The organism is Streptomyces sp. NBC_00122 (genome assembly GCF_045160845.1).
Classification (GTDB): Bacteria; Actinomycetota; Actinomycetes; order Streptomycetales; family Streptomycetaceae; genus Streptomyces.
Genome location: NZ_CP108191.1, coordinates 5990506 through 6012524, shown reverse-complemented (window position 1 = coordinate 6012524; position 22019 = coordinate 5990506). Strand labels below are relative to the sequence as shown.

Annotated in this window: 22 protein-coding genes; 13 read left to right on the top strand and 9 right to left on the bottom strand. The window is 72.9% G+C overall.

The annotated features are described in order from the left end of the window. Positions 1-234 precede the first annotated feature (234 nt). Both OG737_RS27550 and OG737_RS27545 read left to right on the top strand, forming a co-directional pair. Positions 235-672: a hypothetical protein gene (locus tag OG737_RS27550; RefSeq protein ID WP_328928910.1), complete on the top strand. Its 438-nt coding sequence runs from the start codon at positions 235-237 to the stop codon at positions 670-672. Positions 673-945: 273 nt separating this feature from the next. Continuing rightward, positions 946-1458 (top strand): hypothetical protein, encoded by a 513-nt coding sequence (locus OG737_RS27545; RefSeq protein ID WP_405922102.1) that lies wholly within the window; start codon positions 946-948, stop codon positions 1456-1458. Here the strand turns inward: OG737_RS27545 and galK are convergent. Beyond that, complete coding sequence (galK, locus tag OG737_RS27540; RefSeq protein ID WP_405677405.1) at positions 1437-2684, bottom strand: galactokinase; 1248 nt, start codon at positions 2682-2684, stop codon at positions 1437-1439. The two genes, OG737_RS27545 and galK, sit on opposite strands and share 22 nt — an antisense overlap. Next, the gene (galT, locus tag OG737_RS27535) at positions 2681-3730 is read right to left on the bottom strand and encodes a galactose-1-phosphate uridylyltransferase (RefSeq protein WP_328928908.1); all 1050 of its coding nucleotides are present in this window, start codon (positions 3728-3730) and stop codon (positions 2681-2683) included. Before galT ends, galK begins: the two co-directional genes overlap by 4 nt. A gap of 136 nt (positions 3731-3866) precedes the next feature. On the opposite strand from galT, the gene OG737_RS27530 reads away from it, so the two are divergent. The 6 genes from OG737_RS27530 (at position 3867) to OG737_RS27505 (ending at position 9130) form a co-directional block, all read left to right on the top strand. Beyond that, positions 3867-4676 carry a DeoR/GlpR family DNA-binding transcription regulator gene (locus OG737_RS27530; protein ID WP_328928907.1) on the top strand — a complete coding sequence of 270 codons (810 nt, stop codon included), beginning with the start codon at positions 3867-3869 and terminating at the stop codon, positions 4674-4676. Positions 4677-4792: 116 nt separating this feature from the next. Then, on the top strand, positions 4793-5149 hold the full coding sequence (locus OG737_RS27525) for an effector-associated constant component EACC1 (protein WP_328928906.1): 357 nt from the start codon (positions 4793-4795) through the stop codon (positions 5147-5149). Beyond that, on the top strand, positions 5146-6630 hold the full coding sequence (locus OG737_RS27520; protein ID WP_328928905.1) for a caspase, EACC1-associated type: 1485 nt from the start codon (positions 5146-5148) through the stop codon (positions 6628-6630). The genes OG737_RS27525 and OG737_RS27520 overlap by 4 nt, the downstream gene beginning before the upstream one ends. Before the next feature lie 246 nt (positions 6631-6876). Next, the gene (locus tag OG737_RS27515; protein ID WP_328928904.1) at positions 6877-7512 is read left to right on the top strand and encodes an ATP-binding cassette domain-containing protein; all 636 of its coding nucleotides are present in this window, start codon (positions 6877-6879) and stop codon (positions 7510-7512) included. Next, a complete protein-coding gene (locus OG737_RS27510) occupies positions 7509-8375 on the top strand; it encodes a metal ABC transporter permease (protein WP_328928903.1) in 867 nt (288 codons plus the stop codon). The genes OG737_RS27515 and OG737_RS27510 overlap by 4 nt, the downstream gene beginning before the upstream one ends. Then, complete coding sequence (locus OG737_RS27505) at positions 8333-9130, top strand: metal ABC transporter solute-binding protein, Zn/Mn family (RefSeq protein ID WP_328928902.1); 798 nt, start codon at positions 8333-8335, stop codon at positions 9128-9130. Before OG737_RS27510 ends, OG737_RS27505 begins: the two co-directional genes overlap by 43 nt. 54 nt (positions 9131-9184) lie before the next feature. On the opposite strand, the gene OG737_RS27500 is transcribed toward OG737_RS27505, so the two are convergent. Both OG737_RS27500 and OG737_RS27495 read right to left on the bottom strand, forming a co-directional pair. Next, the gene (locus OG737_RS27500; RefSeq protein WP_328928901.1) at positions 9185-10933 is read right to left on the bottom strand and encodes a class I adenylate-forming enzyme family protein; all 1749 of its coding nucleotides are present in this window, start codon (positions 10931-10933) and stop codon (positions 9185-9187) included. Then, entirely contained in the window at positions 10930-12705 is a 1776-nt protein-coding gene (locus tag OG737_RS27495) for a CoA transferase (protein ID WP_328928900.1), read from the bottom strand. Before OG737_RS27495 ends, OG737_RS27500 begins: the two co-directional genes overlap by 4 nt. 201 nt (positions 12706-12906) lie before the next feature. Here OG737_RS27495 and OG737_RS27490 point away from each other — a divergent pair, with 201 nt between their 5' ends. Next, complete coding sequence (locus tag OG737_RS27490; RefSeq protein ID WP_328930490.1) at positions 12907-14085, top strand: acyl-CoA dehydrogenase family protein; 1179 nt, start codon at positions 12907-12909, stop codon at positions 14083-14085. Here the strand turns inward: OG737_RS27490 and OG737_RS27485 are convergent. Together OG737_RS27485 and OG737_RS27480 are read right to left on the bottom strand one after the other, a co-directional pair. Next, positions 14072-15172: a sugar ABC transporter permease gene (locus OG737_RS27485; RefSeq protein ID WP_328928899.1), complete on the bottom strand. Its 1101-nt coding sequence runs from the start codon at positions 15170-15172 to the stop codon at positions 14072-14074. The genes OG737_RS27490 and OG737_RS27485 overlap by 14 nt on opposite strands. Then, entirely contained in the window at positions 15169-16341 is a 1173-nt protein-coding gene (locus tag OG737_RS27480; RefSeq protein ID WP_405681315.1) for an MFS transporter, read from the bottom strand. The genes OG737_RS27485 and OG737_RS27480 overlap by 4 nt, the downstream gene beginning before the upstream one ends. Before the next feature lie 260 nt (positions 16342-16601). Between OG737_RS27480 and OG737_RS27475 the strand changes: the two genes are divergently transcribed. Together OG737_RS27475 and OG737_RS27470 are read left to right on the top strand one after the other, a co-directional pair. After that, positions 16602-17279 carry a hypothetical protein gene (locus OG737_RS27475; RefSeq protein WP_328928897.1) on the top strand — a complete coding sequence of 226 codons (678 nt, stop codon included), beginning with the start codon at positions 16602-16604 and terminating at the stop codon, positions 17277-17279. A gap of 150 nt (positions 17280-17429) precedes the next feature. Further along, complete coding sequence (locus OG737_RS27470; RefSeq protein ID WP_328928896.1) at positions 17430-18026, top strand: sigma-70 family RNA polymerase sigma factor; 597 nt, start codon at positions 17430-17432, stop codon at positions 18024-18026. A gap of 30 nt (positions 18027-18056) precedes the next feature. On the opposite strand, the gene OG737_RS27465 is transcribed toward OG737_RS27470, so the two are convergent. The 3 genes from OG737_RS27465 to OG737_RS27455 all read right to left on the bottom strand — a co-directional run bounded on the left by OG737_RS27465 (position 18057) and on the right by OG737_RS27455 (position 19568). After that, positions 18057-18614 (bottom strand): hypothetical protein, encoded by a 558-nt coding sequence (locus tag OG737_RS27465; protein ID WP_328928895.1) that lies wholly within the window; start codon positions 18612-18614, stop codon positions 18057-18059. Between the two features lie 188 nt (positions 18615-18802). Beyond that, positions 18803-18952 (bottom strand): hypothetical protein, encoded by a 150-nt coding sequence (locus OG737_RS27460; protein ID WP_405922101.1) that lies wholly within the window; start codon positions 18950-18952, stop codon positions 18803-18805. Positions 18953-19118: 166 nt separating this feature from the next. Continuing rightward, the gene (locus OG737_RS27455; protein WP_328928893.1) at positions 19119-19568 is read right to left on the bottom strand and encodes a hypothetical protein; all 450 of its coding nucleotides are present in this window, start codon (positions 19566-19568) and stop codon (positions 19119-19121) included. A gap of 352 nt (positions 19569-19920) precedes the next feature. Here OG737_RS27455 and OG737_RS27450 point away from each other — a divergent pair, with 352 nt between their 5' ends. Beyond that, positions 19921-20586 (top strand): DUF4142 domain-containing protein, encoded by a 666-nt coding sequence (locus OG737_RS27450; protein ID WP_405922100.1) that lies wholly within the window; start codon positions 19921-19923, stop codon positions 20584-20586. Positions 20587-20600: 14 nt separating this feature from the next. Next, entirely contained in the window at positions 20601-21998 is a 1398-nt protein-coding gene (locus OG737_RS27445) for a DUF1996 domain-containing protein (protein WP_328928891.1), read from the top strand. Positions 21999-22019: the final 21 nt, after the last annotated feature.

The following is a 22019-nucleotide window of genomic DNA, read 5'->3' as shown; positions in this document are numbered from 1 at the left end:
CACACGAGTGCCCGTTCAGCACGTCATCCGGCATGACTCCCAGCTTTTACCAAGATTGATTTTCGGCGTCAAGCCACGTGTTCGAGTGGCGTGACGCACGTCCCCCGGCAGGGTTTATTTGAAGTACGCCCTCACCGGGGAATCCCCGGAGGAAATGAGGTCGAAATATCATCCCGGCCCGTTTCCCCGGGGCGGTACAGAACCCCTCTTTTTTATACCGAATGGAGAATTCCCATGTTCGAGCTCTTCTCGACCCGTCGTGTCGTTCTGGCCGGAGCTTCCCTGGCGCTGGTGGGTGGCGGTATCGCCCTTCCGGCGACCGCGATGGCCGCCCCGGCCGCCGCCCCGCAGCAGGCCGTCACCCTCGCCCATAGCGACGACAGCGCCGACGGCATCGGTACCGGCGGCGACGCCAACGCCGAGAACACCACGGTCGGCGGTGAGGCCACCGGCGGCGCCGCGAACTCAGGTGTCGGCAACTGCAAGGGCAAGTGCGAAATCACCACTGGTAACGCCACAGGCGGCAACGCCAGCGCCGACGCCACCAACCTGGGCGACGCCACGGCCGTCGGCGGTGACGGCACCGGCACCGGCGGCACCGTGAACAAGGTCAACAAGCAGGTCATCAAGAACCAGCTCAAGCAGGACCTGAAGCAGAAGCTCGGTAAGTGACGACACCGACAGCCCCGCGGCCCCCGGGATTCCGTCCCGGGGGCTGCGGCACGACACAGCAGACGCCGGAGAGGCCCCCAGCCTCTCCGGCGTCCGGCTGCTGACACCGGTCCACAGGACGACGCACGCCGCGCCCCTCGACGACCGGGGGCGGCCCCCTGGTCTTCCCTGGTAGACGTCGGGCACCATCACTGTGCTCGATCCGCTCGACGCACCACCTGCACCGTCCCATCCCGGTCCCCGAGCCGACGGTCACCCCGCAGGAGGCCTCCAGTGAAGACCCGCTCCGTCCTCACCTCTCTCGCCCTCGTCCTCGGCGCGCTCTTCGCGCCCGGCTTCGGGGTACTGGTCGCCACGACCGGCGCCCACGCCGCCGCCACCAAGATCAGCCATGCGACCGCGACCTCGATGTTCCGCCAGGTCGGCATCACGTGGTCGTCGTCCGGCAACTGCTCCGACCGGAACAACCCGACCTGCACGTCCTTCGAGCAGGTCAACCTCGCCACCGCGCAAGGAGCCCAGACCCTCAAGCGCGCCACCGGGTGCGCCCTCAACATCACCGGCGGGACCGAGACCGGGCACGCGAGCGGCACGTACTCGCACTGGAACGGGTACAAGCTCGACTTCGCGAAGGGCACGTGCGTCACCAACTACATCAAGAACACCTTCACCTACATCGGCGTACGCGGCGACGGTGCGCCGATGTGGCGGTCCGGCTCGGGGAACGTCTACGCCGACGAAGGCAGCCACTGGGACGTCCTCTACTACAACTGCGGCGGCTGCTGACGGCTTTCGGGCGTGAGGCGCCGGGCGCCCGCGGCGGGGGTGGCGGCGAGGACGCGCGGGGAACGGTGCCCGGCGGCGGCGAAGGCGGCCGTGACGGCGCCGCCCACCGCGCTCTCCTCGCCGGCCCGCACCAGGGCGATGACGGAGCCTCCGAAGCCGCCACCCGTCATCCGGGCGCCGAGCGCCCCGGCACCGACCGCGGCGGTCACGGCGAGATCGGTCTCCGGGCAGGAGACGCGGTAGTCGTCACGGAGCGAGGCGTGGCCTTGGTCGAGGATCGGACCGAGCGCCGCCGCGTTGCCCTCCCGCAGCCGGGAGACCGCTTCGGCGACCCGGGCGTTCTCGGTCACCACGTGGCGCACCAGGGGGGCGAGCTCCGCCGGCAGGGCGTCCAGGGCCCGCGGGAGTTCCCCGGCGGGCAGGTCGCGCAGGGCCGGCAGGCCGAGCAGCGCGGCCGCGCGTTCGCAGCCCGCCCGCAGGGCGGCGTACGCCCCGTCGCCGAGGTCGTGGCTGACCCTGGTGTCGATCACCAGCAGCCTCAGCCCTTGGCCCCGCAGGTCGAAGGGCACGTGCTGGTGGCGCTCCGGGCTCCGGGCGTCGAGGTGGAGGGCCGCCCCGGCGGTGCAGCAGACGGAGGCCATCTGGTCCATGATTCCGCAGGGGACCCCGACGAACGCGTTCTCCGCGCGCTGGGCGATCCGGGCCAGTTCGGGCCCGGACAGGCGCAGCCCGTACAGCTCGTCGTACGCGACGGCCACCGCGCACTCCAGCGCGGCGGAGGAGGAGAGTCCGGCGCCGGTGGGCACCGTGCTGTCGAAGTGGAGGTCCGCGCCCCCGACCGGGTGTCCCGCCTCGGCGAGTGCCCAGACCACGCCGGCCGGGTAGCCTGCCCAGCCGGTCACGGTGCCGGGGGCCAGCGCGGCCACGGCCAGTTCGGTGATCCGGCCGTCACCTTGTGCGCTGTGCAGCCGCAGCCGCCCGTCCGTACGGCCGCGGGCGGCGAGCAGGGTGCTCTGGGGGAGGGCCATCGGGAGGGCGAACCCGTCGTTGTAGTCGGTGTGTTCGCCGATCAGGTTGACCCGGCCCGGTGCCGCCCAGACCCCGTCCGGAGAGTCGCCGAAGAGCCGTCGGAAGGCGTCCGCCACCCGGTCGGCACGGCTGTCGTCGTCGGACTCGTCCCACCGGTCCGGTTGGTCCGACTGGTCCGACTGGTCCGTACGGTTCACGAGAGGGCCTCCCGAAGTCGCTGCGCGGCCGCCTCGGGGGCCACGTCGTTGATGAAGGCTTCCGTCCCGGACTCCGTCCCGGCGAGGAACTTCAGCTTGTCGGCGGTCCGGCGGACGGTGAACAGCTCCAGGTGCAGGGCCAGTTCAGCGCCTCCGGTGCGCGGAGCCTGGTGCCAGGCGGAGACGTACGGCGTGGGAGCCGCGCCCTCCGGCTGCCCGGGGACGGGGAAGAGCCGGTCGAAGCGGCGCAGCAGGTCCAGGTAGATGCCGGGGAACTCGGCCCGCTCGGCCTCGGTGAGACGGGTCAGGTCGGGGACGCGGCGGTGCGGGTAGAGGTGCACCTCGTAGGGCCAGCGGGCGGCGTACGGCACGAAGGCCGTCCAGTGCTCCCCGGCCGTCACCACGCGCTCGGTGGCGGCGCGCGCGCCTGCCAGCAGGTCCTCGAACAGGTTGCGGCCGGTGGCGGCGCGGTGGGCGGCCGCGGCGGCGGCCATCTTGACGGTGCGCGGCGTGGTGAAGGGGAAGGCGTAGATCTGGCCGTGCGGGTGAGGGAGCGTCACCCCGATCTCGACGCCCCGGTTCTCGAAGCAGTACACCTGCTCGACGCCCGGGAGGGCGGAGAGCTCCGCGGTGCGGTCGGTCCACGTGTCCAGGACCAGGCGAGCGGCGGCCGGGGTGAGGTCGGCGAAGCGGGCCTCGTGGTCCGGGGTGAAGCACACGACCTCGCAGCGGCCGGCCGCGCCCGCGAGGGAGGGGAAGCGGTTCTCGAAGACGGCCACCTCGTAGTCGGCGGCGGGGATCTCTCCGAGCCTGCCGTCCCGGGAGGGGCAGAGCGGGCATTCGCCGGCCGGCGGGTGGTAGGTGCGGCCCTGCCGGTGGGAGGCGATCGTGATCCAGTCGCCGGTCGCCTCGTCCTGCCGCAGTTCCGGGCGGCTCTGCACACGGTCCAGGGGGCGCCGGTCGGGCGCCTCGCGTACGGCGCTCTCGTCGGTGTCGAAGTAGATCAGTTCGCGACCGTCCGCGAGTTTCGCGAGTGTTTTCTTCACCTGGCAAGAATAAACAGACCTCAACACCAATCACCAGTGAGGCGGCCAACATGTCCCGGACTCCCCCATACTTCAACAACATTGCTGTGCTATCTTGCTGCCTTCTGACCGGATTCGCCGACACGCGGGAGTGACCGTGGCCGAGCAGGCTGCTCAGCTGGCCCACCAGCGACGTGCGCTCATCCTGGACGCGGTCCGCCGCGACGGCGCGGTCCGCGTGGCGGACCTGGTCGGGCAGCTCGGCGTCTCGGACATGACCATCCGCCGGGACCTGGATGCCCTCGCCCGGCGCGGCGCCGTGGAGAAGGTCTACGGCGGGGCCGTCGCCGCGGCCGGGACCAGTGGCCACGAGCCGGGATTCGACGCCAAGGCCGACCTGGAGGGCGCCGCCAAGGCCGCCATCGCGGAGACGGCCGCGGCCCTGGTGGAACCGGGGAGCGTGGTCGCGGTCTCGGGCGGCACGACCGCGCACGCGGTCGCCGCACGGCTGCTCGGCGTCCCGCGGCTCACGATCGTCACCAACTCCCTTCCGGTGGCGGAGCTGGTGCGGGCGGCCGGCGGGGATCCGGCGGCCGGTGCCCCGGCCCTGCTGCTCACCGGCGGCTCCCCCACCCCCTCGGCCGCGCTGGTCGGACCGCTCGCCGACCTGGCGATCGGTTCCCTCCACGTGGATCTGCTCGTCCTCGGCGCGCACGGGGTGACGGAGGAGGCCGGGCTGACCACCCCCAATCTCATGGAGGCACAGACCAACCGGGCACTGGTCGCCTCGGCACGGCGGGTCGCCGTCGTGGCCGACCACAGCAAGTGGGGAGTGGTCGGACTCAGCGGATTCGCGGCGCTGGACCAGGCCGACTGGTTCGTCACCGACGCCGCGATGCCCCCCGCGGCCCGCGCCGTCCTCGCGGACACGGTGGGCGAGCTCCTCGTCGCGGGCGAGCAGCACTGAGCCTGCGCCCTCCAAGATCGGAGGAGAAGACCGGGTTTCGGGAAAACCGGCCGCCTCCTCGCTCCGGCGGAGGTACCGTCGCGCCTACGTGCGGAAACGAACGCGGAGGAGCGGTCATGGAGTTCGAGGTTCGGGTGGAATCCGATCCGACGGGGGCGGACATCCGAAGCCTGGCCGACTGGCTGGCGCGGGACGCGGACGTACGCGCGGCCAAGGCCACCGTCACCGTGCTGGAGTCCGAGCAACGGCCTGACGAAATGGGCCCCTTGGCGGACGCCGTGCAGGTCCTGCTGGAGCCGGACGGGGTTCTCGTCGCGGTCGTGACCGCCGTGGGCGTCTGGCTGGAGTCCCGTGGCCGCCGCACGCGCATTCGCGTGCGGCAGGGGGACACCGAGGTGGAGATCGACAGTGCCGACGTGGACGACCCCGAGGCGGTCGCCGAGTCGATCCTCCGGGAGATCCAGGAGAAGTGATCCCGAACGACTTCCCGGACCTGTCGCAGTCGGGCGCCGTGCTCGTGGGGATCGATTCGTTCGAGCACGACAGGCTCCCGGACCTGCCTGCCGTTCCGAACAACGTCCACCGCCTCCAGTCGATCCTCTCGGACCCCACGATGGTCGGTTTTCCCACGGAGCGCGTGGACGTGGTGGGCGCCGATGCCCGGCCCGCCGAGGCGATGGCCACCCTGGAGAAGTCGGCGAAGGGCGCGGAGGACGTCCTCCTCTTCTACTACTCCGGCCACGGCGTGCTCGTGGGAAGCCAGTCCGAACTGCACCTGACGTTCCGTGACAGCGATCCGGGGAGGGCCTGGACGACCCTCCCGTTCTCGTACGTCGCCGATGTGGTCAAGTCGGCGGCGGCGCCGGTCAAGATCATCGTTCTGGACTGCTGCTTCAGCGGCCGCGGCGCGAAAGACCTCATGGGCGACGAGGCTTCGGAGATCTCCGACCAGTTGAAGGCGGAGGGGGTCTACGTCCTCACGGCGACTTCCGGTACGAAGAAGGCCAAGGCGCCGATCGGCGCCGAGCACACGGCCTTCACAGGGGCGTTGCTGGAGGTGATCTGCGAGGGGATTCCCGGAGCCGGCGCGGGACTTTCCATGGAGTCCCTCTACCAGGAGACCCGGCAGCGCATGCGCCGCAGCAATTGGCCGCTGCCCGAGCAGTACAACACGCACAGCGCCAACCGGACAGTGATCGTCAGGAACGTCGCGCACGGATCCGGCACCGGGTCTCCGGGCCATCCGCGGAGACTGGACATGTCCCGGTCCCGGGCCGTCGTCGTGGAGTCGTTCCGTTTCGACGACCCCGATTTTCACGATCTCCACGAGAGCTTCATCGCCGGACTCGATCAGGCACTGGTGCACCCGTCCGGAGCAGGTTTCGCGGAGGAGCACCGTTACGCCCTCCAGAACGCCGGCCGAGACCAGATCATGCGGACGGTCGTCCGGGCGGCATCGGAGGCGGAGGATCTCCTCCTCGTCCACCTTTCGGGGCTCGGCGAGTTGAGCGAGACCGACGATCTCTACTTTCCCGCCAGGGACTCGATAGCGTCCGAGCCGTGGTCGCAGGTCTACATCTCCGACCTGCTCGGGTCCCTCAGGCGCACCGCGGCACACGTGGTCCTCTTCCTCGACTGCTCCTACGCAGGGTCGGTGATGATCGGCGCTTCGAGGCTCGAAGACTGCACCGTCATCTCCTCCTGCGGGCCTCGTGAGGCCGCGTTCCTGCACAGCGGCTTCACCGAGACCCTGCTCAAGGTGCTGCGCGAAGGAGTGCCCGACGCACCTGCCCATCTGAACGCCCTGGACATCTACCGGGAACTCCAGTCCGGGATGGCACGGCAGAAACCGCGCTTGTCGGTGAGCAGTACCACCGGGATGCCGTGCCTGGTCGAGAACCACCACCCCGAAGCGAGACCGCTCACGCCGCACGTGTGCCTGATGGAGCGCTAAGCGGCCTCGGGGCCGGACGACGCGGGGACGTGCCCTACTTCCCCGAGGCCGCTTAGGGCCTGTCCTCCGGGCTCCGCACGCGGCCGTACCACCTCCTGCGAGTGGTCGAGCAGGCCGTCCGGCTGCAACCCGTACGGAAACGGTTTCCGCTCGGCGGGAACCCCAGCCCCCCGGCATCCGACTACTGCCGCGTGGGAGACGGAACGTCGTCTTCCCACGCGGCGGCGGACGATCGAGAGGCGTGTGATGGGCGGGCTGGATGTACGCATGCGGGAGGTCGCCTGCCGGCACGGCCGGGTGGAGGCCGTCGCCGACGTGGATCTGGAGATCGCAGCCGGTGAACGCGTGGCACTGACCGGGACCAACGGCTCGGGCAAGACCACGCTCCTGCGCGCCGTCCTCGGCCTGCACCGCCAGGTGACGGGCTCGATCCTGGTCGGCGGCCGGGACGCCCGCTCGCCCGCCGAGTGGGCGTGGCGGCGCCGGGCCTGCGCCTGGATCCCGCAGAAACCCGCCGCCGGCCGCTTCCCCCTCCTCGGCGCCGAACTGCTGGCCGCCGGCGGCGCTCCGGCGGAGGCGGCCGAGGCCGCGGGCCGGCTGGGGGTGGGTCCGCTGACCGAGCGGCCCCTGCACACCCTGTCCGGCGGGCAGTTGCAGCGCATGTACCTGGCCCGGGCGATCGGCTGCGTGGCCGCCGGCGCCCAGGTGCTCCTGGCCGACGAGCCCACCGCCGCCCTCGACTTCGACGGCCAGTCGGAGGCCGCGGACGTCCTGGCCTCCCTGCCGGTGACGCTCGTCGTGGTGACGCACGACCGCGCGCTGGCCGAACGCTGCGACCGCGTAGTGGAGATGGCCGCGGGCCGGCTGCGGGAGGTCCGGTGACCCTCGCCACCGCCGATCTCGGCACGCTCCTCCACCTGCTGTCCGTGCAGCGGGCCGGCTTGGCCCTGCTGCTGGCCGCGATCGGCCTGCCGGTCATCGGAGTGGTCATCGTCGGGCTCGACATCATGCCGGTCCGGTTCGCGATGATGCACGTCGCGCTGCTGGGCATCGCCGTCGGCCTGCTCACCGGACTCGATCCCATGCTGTGCGCGCTGGTGGCCTGCGCCCTGGCCGGTGCGGGCGTGGCGCCGCTCGCCCGCACTCCGGACGGGCTGTCGGGGGCGATGGGCTTGCTGATGAGCCTGGCCATCGCCGCCGCGCTGCTCGTCCTGGCCGTGTCGGGGGTCAACGCCTCCGGCGCCTTCGCCCTGTTGTGGGGTTCGATCCTGTCGGTGGGCACGGCCGACCTCGTGGTGCTGGGCGTACTGGCCGTCGTCGTACCCGCCCTGTTCTGGTGGCGGCGGCGCGAGATCGCCCTGCTGCTGTACGACCGTGAGCTCGCGCAGTGCTCCGGGGTCCCGGTGCGGGCACTGACCGCGGCGCTCCTGGTACTGGTCGCCGTCGCGGTCGCCGGGGCGATCAAACTCACCGGCGCTCTGCTCGTCGACGCCCTGACCCTGCTGCCCGCACTCGCCGCGCGCCGCCTCGGCAGCTCGCTGAGGTCGATCACCCTGTGGGCGGTCGGCATCGGTGTCGCGGTGAACCTGACGGGGTTCCTCCTGGCCCTGTGGCTGGACTGGCCGCCGGGGCCGGTCCTCGTCCTGACGGCGGGGGTACTGGTCCTCGCCGTCCATCTCATACCCGAACGGAGAATCAGCTCATGGCGCGCACCCGCGTCCGTATCCCTTCCCTCCTCGCACTGAGCACGGCACTCTTCCTGGCCGCCGGCTGCGGGAGTGACGCCTCGTCCAAGGACGGCAAGCAGCAGCACGACGGGAAGCCGGTCGTGGTCGTCACCACCACCTGGGAGGGCGCCCTCGCGAAGGCGGCCGGAGCCGAGGACATCAAGGTCATCGTGCCGCAGTCCGTGCATCACGCGCCGGACTACGACCCGAAGCCCTCCGACCTCGCCGCCGTGGCCGAGGCCGACTTCGTGCTGTACGCGCCCTTCGAGCCGTACGCCGCGAAGATCAAGGAGGCGGCCGGTTCCAAGGCGAAGCTGGTCGAGGTGAACCTGGACAACGACCCCGGCAAGGTGAACGCCGAGGTCGACAAACTGGGCAAGCTGTTCGGCACCGAGAACGCGGCCGCCACGTGGAAGTCCGGCTTCGACACCGAATACGCGAAGCTGAACCAGGAACTCCAGGCCGCCTGGCCCGGCGGCAAGAGCCCCTCCGTGGTGGCCCAGGTCTTCACCGCGTGGTCGGCGAAGCTCTCGGGCGCCACCGTGGTGGGCACGTACGGGCCCGAGGCCGTGACCCCGGCGCAGCTCGCCGAGCTCTCCGCGAAGAAGCCGGCGCTCGTACTGGACAACGCGCACATGTCCACCGGCACGGTCCTGCCCGATTCGGGCGCCAGGCAGGTGAAGATCGTCAACTACCCGGGTGAGGACCTCGACCTGCTGCCGGTCTACCGCAACGCGGCTGCCGAGCTGAAGAAGGCCATGGCCGCCTCCTGAGCGGACGGCAGGGCGGGAAGGGGCCCGGCGGCATGAAGCCGCCGGGCCCCGCTGTCATCCCGCCTGTGCGAGCGGGGCCGAGGCGCCCGCGCCCTTGCGATGCTGCGGCAGACTCTCGGTCAGGCGCGCGGCCGGGACCTCGGTCAGGCGCTCCGTCAAGTTCTCCGTCAGGCTTTCCGCCAGGCGCTCGCGCAGCGCCGCCCGGTCCGGCTTGCCGGCCGCCGTCAGAGGCAGCTCGTCGAGTACGAGGAGCCGCTCGGGGTGTTTGCGCCGCTCCAGCCCGCGCCCTGTCAGGTGGTCGCCGAGCGAGGCGAGGGTGGGGGGCCGCCCGCCCCGCGCCACCACGCAGGCCGCCAGCCGCTCCCCCATCAGCGGGTCGGGGACGCCGACGCAGACCACGTCCCGGACCTGGGGGTGCGCCGTGAGCTCGCGCTCCACCTCGGCGGGGCTGATGTTGGCGCCGCCGCGGATCACGATGTCCTTGAGCCGGCCGACGACGTGCAGGACGCTGTCCGCGTCGAGATAGCCGAGGTCGCCGGTGCGGACCCAGCCGTCGGGCGTCCGGTACCGGGCGTCCAGGTCGGGGGCGCCCACGTAGCAGAGCGGGGTCATCGGGCCGCGCGAGATGATCTCCCCGATGTCTCCCTCGGCCAGCGGCTCGTGGGTGTCGGGGTCGGCGATGCGGATCGTGGCGACCCGGGGGTCGGGGTGGCCCGCGACCACGCCCGAGCCGTCGGTGGGCGGGACCATGCGGCCCAGCCCCGTATGGCAGTTGACCCCGTCGGCGGAACCGTAGAGGTTCACGACGGGACAGCCGAACGCCTGCGCCGCGGCGGCGGCCGTGGTCTCGTCGAGCGGGGCCCCGCCGAGGATCAGCGCGGTGGGCGCGGGCAGCTCCTCGCCCGTCTCGTCGAGGCGTTCGAGCATCATGCGGACCATGGTGGGAACGCCCAGGACGTGGGTCGGCTCGTGTTCGCGTACCGCCGCGATCGCCGCCTCCGCGCTGAAGTGGTCGAGCAGGACGAGGGTCCCGCCGTGCCGGGCGAGCGTGACGGCGGTGCCGTTGGACCCGAAGGCGGAGGCCAGCGGTACGAGGAAGAGGCAGCGCGGCGGGATCCGGTCGGGGATGAGGGAGGCGAGGAAGTTCCCCCGCCCGCCGGCCAGCGCATTGTGCGAGTACGCGATCATCTTCGGCTCGGCTTCCGAGCCGGACGAGACGAGGATGCGGGCCGCGCTGTCGGGGTCGGGCCGGGCGGGGACGAATCCGCTGGGGTCGGAGCGCATCAGCCGCGCCAGCGGAATCGTTTCTTCAGGTGCGGTACCGGGGCCCGCGGCGACGACATGGCGGAGAGACGGCAGCGCTCCCGCGAGGACCGCCAGATCCGCCGCGTGCCGGGAACCACGGTGCTCGGTCGCGGCGATGACGGCGACCGCCTCGGCCCGGCGCAGCAGGCACTCGGCCTCCAGGGCACTGCGGCCGACGGGGAACGGGAGCGCGACCGCCCCGAGGGCGGCCAGCGCCAGATCGGCGATGACGGCGCCGCGGTCGTTGGGGAGCTGTACGCCGACCACGTCGCCCGGGCCGATGCCGAGTTCTTCGAGGCCGGCGGCCAGACATCGCGCCTTGCGGTCCAGCGCGGTGTAGCAGAGTGCGCCCTTGGCGTCGAGGACGGCGGTCCGGTGCAGGTCGGCGATCTGGCGGGCCCGGAAGAGGCTGTAGAGATCGAGGTCCGGGCAGGTGCCGTCGACCACCCAGGACCGGCGCAGTGCGGCGGGCAGCAGGTCGTGCAGTGCGACAGTCACGCGAAGCTCCAGGGGTCGGGAACTGCGGGGGCACCGTGCGCGTCGCGGCTGATCGAGCCGGCGAAACGCGGGTCGTGGTGCAGTTCGGACAGGTCGGTGGTGACGGCGGTCGCCGTCAGTCCGTGGTCGCGCAGCTGCCGCAGGGCTTCGTCGGTCGCCAGCGCGCGCAGGTCGTACGCGGCGGCCGCGGGGGCACAGACGTCGGCGGGGGCGATCCAGCCGTCGGCCGTCGGCAGCGGTCGGCGGAATCCGGCCGGGCCACGGGGGTTCTCACCCCGGGCCGCCCGGCGCAGGGCGGGGGCGGTCAGCGTGTCGGCGGCGCCGAGCAGGGAGGAGTCCACCCGTGCGCCGCGGCCGGTGCGCTCGCGCAGCAGGAGCCCGGCGAGTACGGCCTCGGCGCCGTGCAGCCCGCCGAGTACGTCGAGCAGGGTCATCAGCGAAGGGGCCGCGGGCTCGTCTTCGGGGCGGACGGCTTCGCCGACGCCGGTGCGGGCCTGGACCATGAAGTCGGTGCCCATCGGGGCGTCCCGGAGCCGGTCGGCCCATCCGCTGGTGTACGCGTACACCAGCGCCGGATTGACCCGTGCGAGGTCGTCCGCGTCGAGGCCGAGTTCGGCGGCCTTGCCCGGCGCCCAGTTGTGCAGGAACACATCGGCCGTCGCCGCGAGCTCCCGCAGCCGGTCCCGGTCCGCCTCCGCCTTGATGTCGATCTCGACGGCCTGCTTGCCGCGGTTGAGGGCGAGCCAGCGGGCCGAGGTTCCGGAGCAGGCCGGGGGCATGCCGCGCAGCGGGTCCCCGCCCGGCGGCTCGATCCGGATCACCTCGGCGCCGAGCAGTCCGAGCAGGTGGGCGGCGAGCGGTGCCTGGATGCGGCGGCCGGCCTCCAGCACGGTGAGTCCGGCCAGTGGCCGGCCGGGGGAGAACGGACCCGGCCTGCTGATCAGGGGCCCGGAACCCAGCGGGACCAGGGACCAGGGCGCGGCGCCGTCGTGTTCGCCGGCCCGTTCCGCGAGGCTGCCGAGGACGCACACCTCGGCACCGGAGAGGGCCGCGGCCTGACGGATCCGTGCCCAGCCGTGGGCCCGCGTCACCGCGTGCAGGGCCTGCGGGAAGGGGGCGCAGGCGGTCGCGTACCGGAACTGGAAGGGCCGCCAGCCCGCCCGCATCGCATCGGCGGGTGCCTTCAGGTCCCGCCAGAACGCGGCCCAGGCACCGGGGTCGAGCGTCTCCAGCTCGAAGACGAGGCCCTCGGCGGAGGTGAACGGGGGTCCTCCCGGCGCGAGTTCGCAGGCCTCCCCTTCGTCGGCCCCGGCGGCGGCGAGGTACTGGGACACCGCGAGCAGCCCCGCCCGGTCCGCGCTGGTGGTCACCTGGGCGGCCGGGCCGCCTCGGGCCTGGCCCACCAGGCCCGCGAGCAGCCCCTGCACCGCCAGGACGGCGGTGGCCGTGGCGGCGAAGTCGACGGCCAGGCCGCGCGGGCCGCCGTCCCTGCGGCCGTGCACGGCCATGATGCCGGTGGCGGCCTGCACCATGGCCTCGTCGGCGAGTCCGCTCGCGGGACGCGCCCAGGTGGCGAGCGCGCGGGCCGGCGCGAAGTCCCCGCCGGTGAGCGTGATGCCGGCGGCGCCGTGTCCCCCGCCGGGGTGGTCCGTTCGCGCGCCGAGCAGGCGCAGGTGGTCGGCGGCGACGCTCGTGATCTGCGGCGGCCCCGAGGTGTCGAAGCGCAGTGTGTCGAGCGGCCGGACCGTCTGCGTGGTGGCTGGTGACGCCATGCCTCTCCTCTCCTGGCGCGGCGGTGGCCGTCGCCCGGGTCTTACGGATCGCGGGGAACCCGGGAGCGTCCGCACCCGACCAGTTCCACGGACAGACAGTCGGACAGCCGTTCCCATGAGTTCCCGGGAATGAGCGGGAACGAGGAGAGAGCAGTGACAGCACCGGACCCGGCCCACCACTCCCCCCGCGCGCAACGCGCCATCGAGGAAGTTGAGTTGAGAGCGAGGATCGACCGGTTCGTCCGTACCCGGGTGATCCCGCTGGAGTCCGTACTGGACGCGGGCGGCCCCGAGGCGGCCGCGGCGCTGGCCGGACTGCGCCGCCGCGCCCGGGACGAGGAGCTCTGGGCGCTGCCGCTCCCCGTGGAACTGGGCGGTGGCGGGCTGTCCTTCGGGGCGTACGCCGAGCTGGCCGAGGCCGAGGGCGCCAGTGATCACGGGCCCGCCGCGCTGGGGTCCGCGCCCCTGCTCGATGTGACGATGCTGGCGCGGCACGGGGGGACGCGGGTCCGCGAGGAGTACCTGAAGCCCCTGGTCGCCGGGGAGTTGCGTACCTGCTATGCCATGACCGAGCCGGACGTCCCGGGCACCGACCCCTTCCTGACGGGCACCCGGGCGGAGCGCCGGCCGGACGGCAGCTGGGTCGTCACCGGCCGCAAATGGTTCACCTCGGGCGCCGCGGGCGCCGACCTGGTGACCGTCATGGCCCGTACGGAGGGGACCGCAGGAGACCGCGGGGGGCTGTCCCTGCTGCTGGTGCCCACCCGCTCCCCCGGCTTCCGGGTGGTCCGCGAGCTTCCCGTGCTCGGCGCGGCGGGCCAGTACGAGATCGCGCTCGACCGGGTCCCGGTGCCCGCGGACCACCTGCTCGGCGAGCCCGGCAGCGCCCTCACCATCGCGGGCGAGCGGCTCCAGCTCGGCCGTACGCTGCGGTGTCTGCGCTGGCTCGGCCAGGCCCAGCGCGCCTTCGACCTCATGTGTGAACGGGCCGCCACCCGGCGCGGATCGCGGGGACCGCTCGCCGACCACCAACTGGTCCAGCAGCACGTCTTCGACGCCCTGCTCGCGCTGCGGACCACCCGGCCGCTGGTGCACGAGGCGGTGGCCCTGGTCGGCTCGGGGCAGGACGCCCGCACGGAGGTGGGGCTGGCCAAGGTCGCCGCCGCCCGCATGCTCCAGCAGGTCGCGGACTGCGCCATCCAGGTGCACGGCGCCGCCGGGCTCGGTCCGGACACCCCGCTGCCGGCGCTCTTGCGTACCGGCCGGGCGGCCCGCATCCTCGACGGCCCGGACGAGCTCCACATCACCTCCGTGGCCCGGCGCGTCCTGCGCGGATACGGAGGCGGGGAACCCTCCGGGCCAGGTCCTACACGCGGGTGATGTCGACGACTCCGGCCAGCGCGGCCAGCCCGAGCGCCAGGAAGAAGTCGCCCCAGACGAGTTCGTGCCGGACGCCCGGCTCCTTCCCGGCGTCGTAGCAGCCGTCCAGCAGCATCCCGGCCGGGCGGCCGGGGCCGGGGCCCGTGAGATGGTCCCGCGCGAGGCGGCGCAGGATCGCCTCGGCCCGGTCCGAGTACGCCGCCGACCTCGGGCCGGGCACGCGCGCGAGCTTCAGCAGGGCGACCGCGGTGATCGCGGCGGCCGAGGTGTCGAGGGGCCCGTCCGGCCGGGACGCGTCGGCGGGAGGTACGAGCGGTCCGGCCAGGCCCCCTCCGCGCGACAGGAGTTGCCGGGCCGCCCCGTCGAGCCGGGCGGAACCGGTCCTCGCCATGTCCGGGAGCAGCAGGGCGTCGGCCACCGCGAGGAGCAGCCAGGCCGCCCCGCGGCTCCAGCCTGGCGGCGGATCCTCGCAGGGCTGCCAGCCCGCGGCCTCGTCGAAGCGCCAGGCGGGCCGCAGCCACGGCCGCCGCGCACCGCCCGCGCCGAGGCAGAGTTCCAGGTGTCGGTGGAGATGGGCAGCTGCCGCCGCCGCGCCGTGCGGCCCGGCGCCGGCCAGGAGGGGCACCGTACCGGGCACGCCGTCCACGCGGGCCAGCAGGCGCGGCCCGCCCAGCGCGTTCCCCCAGGGCAGCAGCCCTAGTCCGGGGTCGTAGGCCGACAGGCAGGCCCGGGCCGCCCGCTCGCGCAGGGCGGCGGCTTCGGCGTCGTCCCCGGCCGGGGAGGTCCCGTACCAGAGGATCAGCCCGCGGGTGGCGGTGTCGGCGTCCGCCCACGGCGCGAGCCGGGCCGTGCACGCGGCGGCGGCGCGCCGGTCGGCGGCTTCACCGGTGTACCGCGCGCGCAGCCACAGCAGACCGGCCCAGAACCCGCCGGTCCACGAACCACGGCCGGTGGTCGTCCACCGCCCGTCGGCGGGCTCGGCGTACAGGGGGAAGCGCGTGCCCACTTCCGCCGCGGTCACCGCGACCCGTTCGATGACGGCGGCCAGCGCGCGGCCGGCCCAGTCCTCGGACCTCGTGGCGCTCACGACGCCTCTTCCCGCCGACGGTGCCCGTCGTGCCCCGCCCGCCCGTCGCTCTCGTCCTGCCCGTCCTGCCCGTCCCGTACGGCCCAGAAGAACGCGACGGCTCCCGCCGCCGCGAACTCCGCCGCCACCAGCAGCCAGCCCGGCCCGTACCGTCCGCTCTGCGCGAGCAGGCCGAACAGGGGCGGCCCCACCGCGAATCCGGCGAAGAAACCGGCCGCGACCAGCGCCGAGTCCTGTCCGGCCCGGCCGGGCAGGGCCCGCTGCATGACGAGCACCATCGAGACGGCGTTGCCGGACACGGCGAACACGCCGACGGCGACCGCGCCGGCCCACACCAGCGGACTCGCGACGAGAGCGCCTCCCAGCAGAGCCGCCGCACCCAGCGCACCGCACGCGAGCCATCCCGGCAGCCACTCGGCGCGCCCGGGCCGGGCCGCCCTCGACCACCCCACCCGGCCCGCGATCCCCGCCACCCCCAGGACGGCGACCAGAGCGCCTGCCGCCGTCGGGCCCATACCGAGGCGCTGCGCGCCGAACAGGGCGAGATAGGTGTTGACGGAGGCGATCCCGGCACCGAGGAACAGCGAGAAGACCGCGAGCCAGGCCACCATGCCCCGCGGCACGAGCGAGGTACGGGGGCCCGCGGCGGGCGGCGGAGGGTCGGCCGGCAGTGCGCGCAGCGCCCACAGCCCGGCGAGCGCGGCCGCACCCGCCCCCGTCCACAGGGCGCCCCGCCAGCCGATCCCGCCCGCGAGCGCGGCCAGCGGCAATCCGGCGGCGAAGGCGCCGAGTTGGACACCGGACTGCTTGAGTCCCGTCACCGCGCCGCGCCGCGAGGGCGCGACCGCGCGCAGGACGGCTTTGTTCGTGGCGGGGTTGGCCAACGCCTGCGGTACGCCACCCAGCGCGACGGCGGCCAGCAGCACCCCGGGGCCGGGCGCGGCGCCGATGAGGGCGAGCGCCACGGCGGAGAGCAGCAGCAGGACCACCAGGGAGCGGCGCGGACCGATGCGGTCCACGATCCGGCCGCCCGCCGGGGACAGTACCGCGGCGGTCCCGAAACCGACCGTGGTCGTCAGCCCCAGCACCGCGGGCGACACCACCGACTCGCCGACCAGGCGCGGCCCCAGCGCACCGAGCAGGAACAACTGCAGCATCGAGAACGCCATGGCGCAGGTGAGCAGCGCCGTCAGCGGGCGGCCCGGCTCGCCGTCCGCCCTCCCCGCAGGCGACACGGTCGCCGTCCTCTCCGCCGCCACAGAAGTCTCCGTTCCCCGGATGTTGAACCCTTCGACGGGCCGGGTAGGCAGTCGGGAGGCGCGGCGGATCGGTTCCCCGGCTCCGTTGTGCCCTGCACCACACGGGAAGTTGTCCGGAAGTGCGCACCCTGGTGCGCGGCTCGGAAAGCTGGTGCGAGGATGAGCCCGCAATGACGCCAGGCCTCCTGTTCCGAGCCGTACGGGCTGCGATGTTCGCAGCCGTGTGCGTGCTGCTCACGGCCACCGGCCACATCCTCATGTCGGGTACGCCGGTGCCTTGGTGGGCGCTGTCCGCCGCGTTCGCCGCCACGGCGGCAACGGCCTGGGCGCTGTCCGGCCGGGAGCGCGGGCTGCTCGCCGTCACCGCCGCGGCCGTCGCCGTCCAGGCCGCGCTGCACGCAGGTTTCTCCCTGGCCCAGTCCCTCGTCCAGCCGTCCCTTCCGTTCCTGCCGCCCGTTTCCCCCGTACCGGAGGCGGCTGCCCACGTACACCACGCCGCGCACGAGATGGCGCACACCGTCCCGGGCGTTCCAAGTGCCGGACCCCTGGCGGATGTCGGCCATGGGGCGGCCGGCATGTCAACCGGCGGGATGCTGACCGCCCACCTGCTGGCCGCCGTGCTGTGCGGTCTGTGGCTCGCGCACGGAGAGCGGGCCGTCTTCCGCGTCGTGCGCGCCGTCGCCGGATGGCTCTGGACTCCGCTGCGCCTGCTCCTGTGCCCGCCCGCGGCCGGGCTCCGGCCGCGCGTCCGCGTACGCCGCCCGCGCCGACGCCGCGCGCCGCAGCGGCTCTTCCTCGTACACGCCATCACTTCACGGGGTCCGCCGAAGGGAACCGCTGTCCTCTGACAGCCGGTTCCCCGAGCACGCGTCGGCGGCTGCGCTCTCGCACGCACTTCGCGCCTCGGGCATCGGCCATGCCCTCCGGCAGGCCGTAACCCCCTCACCGGCCCCGCTTCGGCGGCGCCGGACACCCCTTGCCCGTAAGGACCTTTGGCGATGACTCCTGCCCTGACCACCCAGAACCGTCCCGTCGGCGAAAGGCCGTCCCGGCACACTCCCGGCTCGGACGCGGCGGTGACCCGACTGGCACTCGCCGCCCGCGACGGCGACCCCGCGAAGGCCGACCGCTTCGTCCGCGCGCTCCACCGCGACGTCTGGCGGTACGTGGCCTACCTCAGCGCCGACACCCAGGCCGCCGACGACCTCACCCAGGACGTGTTCCTCCGCGCGCTCGCCGGCCTCCACCGGTTCGAAGGCCGGTCCTCGGCACGCACCTGGCTCCTGTCCATCGCCCGGCGCACCGTCGTGGACAGCCTGCGGCACGCCGCCGCGCGGCCCAGACTCTCGGACCGGCACGACTGGCAGACGGCCGCCGAGCAGGCCCAGCCGTACGGCGTCCCCGGCTTCGAGGACGGCATCGCCCTGGCGGAGCTGCTGGAGGCGATACCGTCCGAACGCCGGGAGGCCTTCGTCCTCACCCAGCTCCTCGGCCTCCCGTACGCGGAGGCGGCCACGGCCATCGGCTGCCCGATCGGCACCGTCCGCTCGCGCGTGGCCCGCGCCCGTACGTCCCTGATGGCGTCGGTCGGCTGACCTCCATGCGGCGTACGGAGGTCCTGGGCGTCACTCGTGGACGACGGTCCGGCCTTCGATGACCCAGAGGTCGGCCGGGAGCGGGGTGCACTTGGTGGCCCGGGCGGGCTTGCTCGGGTCCAGCAGGTCGGCGCCGGCCCAGCCGACCCGGCGCTCGCCGTGCTCGTCGGCCGGGTAGAAGGTGAGCCCGGTCTCGGGGTGCCAGCCGGCCGGCCCGGTGGTCGGCGGCCGGCCGTCGGCCGGGGTGGCGGTGGCCGTGGCGACCGGCCCGGTAACGGTGACGGCGCCACCGTCGGAGGTCAGGCAATCGACGTCGAACTCGACCCGAACGGTGCCCTTCCCGATGAACACGTGCTGGACGACGGCGTGCCCGCGGGTGCGGCCGTCGACGGTCCGGGCGTCAACCCAGGCGGTGAGCCGCTCGCCGGGGTTGGCGCCCGGGCCGTGCTCGTTGAGCAGGGTCCAGCTGCGCAGGGCGAGTTGCTCGGCGGGCACGGGTACGGGCGCCGCCGCGGCGCCGCCGGCGGTTCCGACTACCAGCGCCACGGCCGCGGTGACGAGTGCGACGCAGGTGGTGCGCTTGCGCATGGTCAATCCTCCACAGAGAGAAGGGAGTCGGGCGTTCGCCCGCTGCCTTCAAACTTCCAGCTCGTCCCGGTCCGCAGCATCCTCCGCACGGAGGGACCCGCTCCCCCGGGCGAGGGAGACAGGCCTCCTCCGGCCGGCTCAGGGCCTGCCGTCAAGCGGCAAGTTCCTCCACGGGCACCAGCCGCGAGTCAGCGGAGGGAGGGAATGCGTTCCGCTTCGGGCGCGGAGGGCCGGGCGGGGAGCCGGGAGAGAGCCGGTCGGGCCGGGGTGTCCGACCGGATGTCCTGGAGTCCGCGGCGCAGGCTGCCGCGCAGCACGCGGCTCAGCGGGCGTTCCACGAGCCGGTGGATGATCCATGGAGCGTCAGCACGTCGTCGACGTGGGGGGCGCCCAGCCAGCCGTAGGCGGCGAACCTGCCGGCGACGGGGAAGAGGCCCTCGGTCGGCCGGCCCCTGGAGGAGCCCCGGGGGCATCGGCGGTGATACCGGCACCACTTGGCCTTTGTTACTTGGCCTTGATGGCGGCCCTGATCCGCGAGGTGGTGTCCGCGAGGCTGCGGATGCCATCGGTCTGGACCTCCCGGACGCCCTGGCCGACCTGGGTCTCGTCCTGCTTCCCGGCTCCGGCGGTGCATTCGGAGGACCCGTGCCTGAAGGCAGCGAGGGCCTTCTTCCAGGAACTCTGGGCGACCTCGTCCGGCACGGGGTCGAACTTTTCGGCCTTGGCCACATGGGTCAGGAGTTCCTGGCACGCCGTCCCCTGGACGTCGATCGTGCGCATGCTCACTTCGTTGACCCTGGCCGAGGCGTCGGCGAGCGTTCTGATCTGGGCTTCGCCTCCGGAGGAGTACCAGTCCTCCAGTTCCTCGGCCGGAGTCGAGCCGCAGCCGGTGAGCAGCACGGCGATGACGGTGGTAACGGTGACACCGGCGTGCAAGAGCACACGGATACGCATGGGACCCCCCTGGATCGGTGCGCCGATCCTGTCAGCGACCGCTCAACTCGGGGCGGTTATCGGTGACTTCGCCGTAGATCGGCCCGGCAGGCCGGGGACGCGGGGGGCAAGCGTGACGACACCTGCGAACGCGGCAAGATATCAGCCCTCCGGGGGCTTGCCCGGATGTTTATCCAATAGTGATGGTCCTCCCGTCGGGGCACCACACGTGGCACTAGCGTCCCGTCACACCCCGGGAATGCGGGTGTGCACCGCACAGCACGTGCGGAACCTCCGGCCCCGCTACCCCTCCCGGCCCTAGGACCAAGGAGGCCCTGTGCTGTCATTCCGACGGCCCCTCAGCAGCTTGTCGGTGGCCACGAAGTACACGGTCGGAACCGGCTTCGTCATCACCGCTCTCGTCCTCACGCTGGTCGCGCTGCTCATCCCCGTCGACAAGTTCAGCGGGCGAGCGGCGGCCGCGTCGGGAGTGCCGGCCGGCGACGACGACGGTCTGGGGATCCTGAGTACGGCGTACGGACCGCTGACCCCCGCGGACCGGGACTTCGTACGCAAGGTACGGCTCGCCGGCCTGTGGGAGCTGCCCGCCGGGCGACAGGCCCAGCAGCGCGGAACGCGGCCTGCGATACGGACCGCCGGAGAGCACCTGGTGACGGGCCACACCGACCTGGACCGGCAGGTCATCCAGGTCGGTCAGGCCCTCGGGATCGACCTGCCCAATCAGCCCTCCGAGCAGCAGCGGGGATGGCTCGACCAGCTGACCCGCGCTCAGGGGGACGAGTACGAACGACTGTTCGTCCAGCTGTTGCGCCGAGCGCACGGAAAAGTGTTCGCGCTCCTCGCCCAGATCCGGGCGCAGACCAAGAACTCCAAGGTCCGCGCCCTCGCCACGTCCGCCAACACCACGGTCCTGGACCACATCACGGTCCTTGAGGACAGCGGGCTGGTCGATTTCGACGCGCTGAACGTCACCGACAGCAAGACCCCTGCTCCGTCCGATGTCCGACCGACGAAGTGAAGTGAAGTGATCGCATGAGTGAAAAGGGCCATAAACGCCCCCGGCTGTCGAACAAGCTCCTCGCCGTGGTCTCCGCCCTGGTACTGGGCGGCGGCGCGGTCGCCGTGGTGGCCGGCAACGCCAACGCCGGCCAGGACGGGAGCCGCAACGGGGACCGCGCGGCGCAGGTGATCGCCACCATCGACTGCCCCGACGTGGGTGACAAACTCACCGCCGTACCCGAGCAGGCCAAGACCGAGGTCGACGAGAACCTCGCCCAGCTGGACGTGCAGGTGGCCGACGCCTACCGACGCCTCGCCGCCGGAGAGGCGCAGGGCAACTCCCTCCTCGGGGAACTGAAGAAGCAGCGCGAGGGAACCATCACCCGCGTGTCCGACGCGATAGCCCGCTCCGCGGCCCCGCCGCAGGAGCTCAAGTCCATGAGCGAGTGCCAGATGAAGCAGGCCTCCGCCCAGGAGGACCCGGCCGCCGCCCCGGCTGCCGCCTCCACGGATGCGGGCGCCGCCGCCGCCCGGACCATCGGCGGGAAGGGCGGCCCGGCGCGGAGCGACTTCACCGACATCACCAAGGTCCGGCCGAACGTGCGCGCGCCCGGTGCGGCCGCCGGGGCCTCGACCGGGTCGTTCAGTTCGAGCTGCGGACGCAACGAGAACGGCCACTCCAACCCCGACAACGTGATCGTCGCCCCCGGCGTCTCCAACGGCGCCCACCACATGCACGACTACGTGGGCAACAAGACCACCGATGCCTTCTCCACCAACGACAGCCTCGCCAAGTCGGGCACCACCTGCAGCAACGGCGACCTGTCCAGCTACTACTGGCCGGTGCTGCGGCTGCGCGACGGCAAGGCGGAGAAGGACGCGAAGGCACCCGGCGGCGGACAGGACGCGAACGTCGGCACGATCCTGCGCCCGAAGCAGGTGAGCATCACCTTCAAGGGCAGTCCCGTGGGCAAGGTGAAGGCCATGCCCCGCTTCCTGCGGATCATCACCGGTGACGCCAAGGCGTTCGCCAACGGCAACGCGAACGCCAACGCCTCGTGGAGCTGCACCGGCTTCGAGAACCGCCAGCTGAAGGACAAGTACCCGGTCTGCCCCAAGGGCAGCGACGTGGTGCGCACCTTCACCTTCCAGAGCTGCTGGGACGGCCGCAACGCCGACAGCGCCAACCACCGCACCCACGTGGCCTTCCCGGACAAGGCCGGCCGCTGCCCGAAGGGCTTCACCGCCATTCCGCAGCTGGTGCAGCGGCTCACGTACGGGGTCGCCCCGGGGGCCCGATTCGCCGTGGACAGCTTCCCCGAGCAGCTCCACAAGCCGGTGACCGACCACAACGACTTCATCAACGTGATGCCGGACGGGCTGATGGCCAACGCGGTGAACTGCATCAACAGCGGGCGCGCCTGCCGCTGACGCCGCGGATCACCTCCCCAG

Coding starts and splice junctions, on each gene's coding strand:
- OG737_RS27550 (WP_328928910.1), top strand. CDS start 235: ATGTTCGAGCTCTTCTCGACCCGTCGTGTCGTTCTGGCCGGAGCTTCC.
- OG737_RS27525 (WP_328928906.1), top strand. CDS start 4,793: ATGGAGTTCGAGGTTCGGGTGGAATCCGATCCGACGGGGGCGGACATC.
- OG737_RS27515 (WP_328928904.1), top strand. CDS start 6,877: ATGGGCGGGCTGGATGTACGCATGCGGGAGGTCGCCTGCCGGCACGGC.
- OG737_RS27505 (WP_328928902.1), top strand. CDS start 8,333: ATGGCGCGCACCCGCGTCCGTATCCCTTCCCTCCTCGCACTGAGCACG.
- OG737_RS27495 (WP_328928900.1), bottom strand. CDS start 12,705: ATGGCGTCACCAGCCACCACGCAGACGGTCCGGCCGCTCGACACACTG.
- OG737_RS27480 (WP_405681315.1), bottom strand. CDS start 16,341: ATGGCGTTCTCGATGCTGCAGTTGTTCCTGCTCGGTGCGCTGGGGCCG.
- OG737_RS27475 (WP_328928897.1), top strand. CDS start 16,602: ATGACGCCAGGCCTCCTGTTCCGAGCCGTACGGGCTGCGATGTTCGCA.
- OG737_RS27470 (WP_328928896.1), top strand. CDS start 17,430: ATGACTCCTGCCCTGACCACCCAGAACCGTCCCGTCGGCGAAAGGCCG.
- OG737_RS27465 (WP_328928895.1), bottom strand. CDS start 18,614: ATGCGCAAGCGCACCACCTGCGTCGCACTCGTCACCGCGGCCGTGGCG.
- OG737_RS27455 (WP_328928893.1), bottom strand. CDS start 19,568: ATGCGTATCCGTGTGCTCTTGCACGCCGGTGTCACCGTTACCACCGTC.
- OG737_RS27445 (WP_328928891.1), top strand. CDS start 20,601: ATGAGTGAAAAGGGCCATAAACGCCCCCGGCTGTCGAACAAGCTCCTC.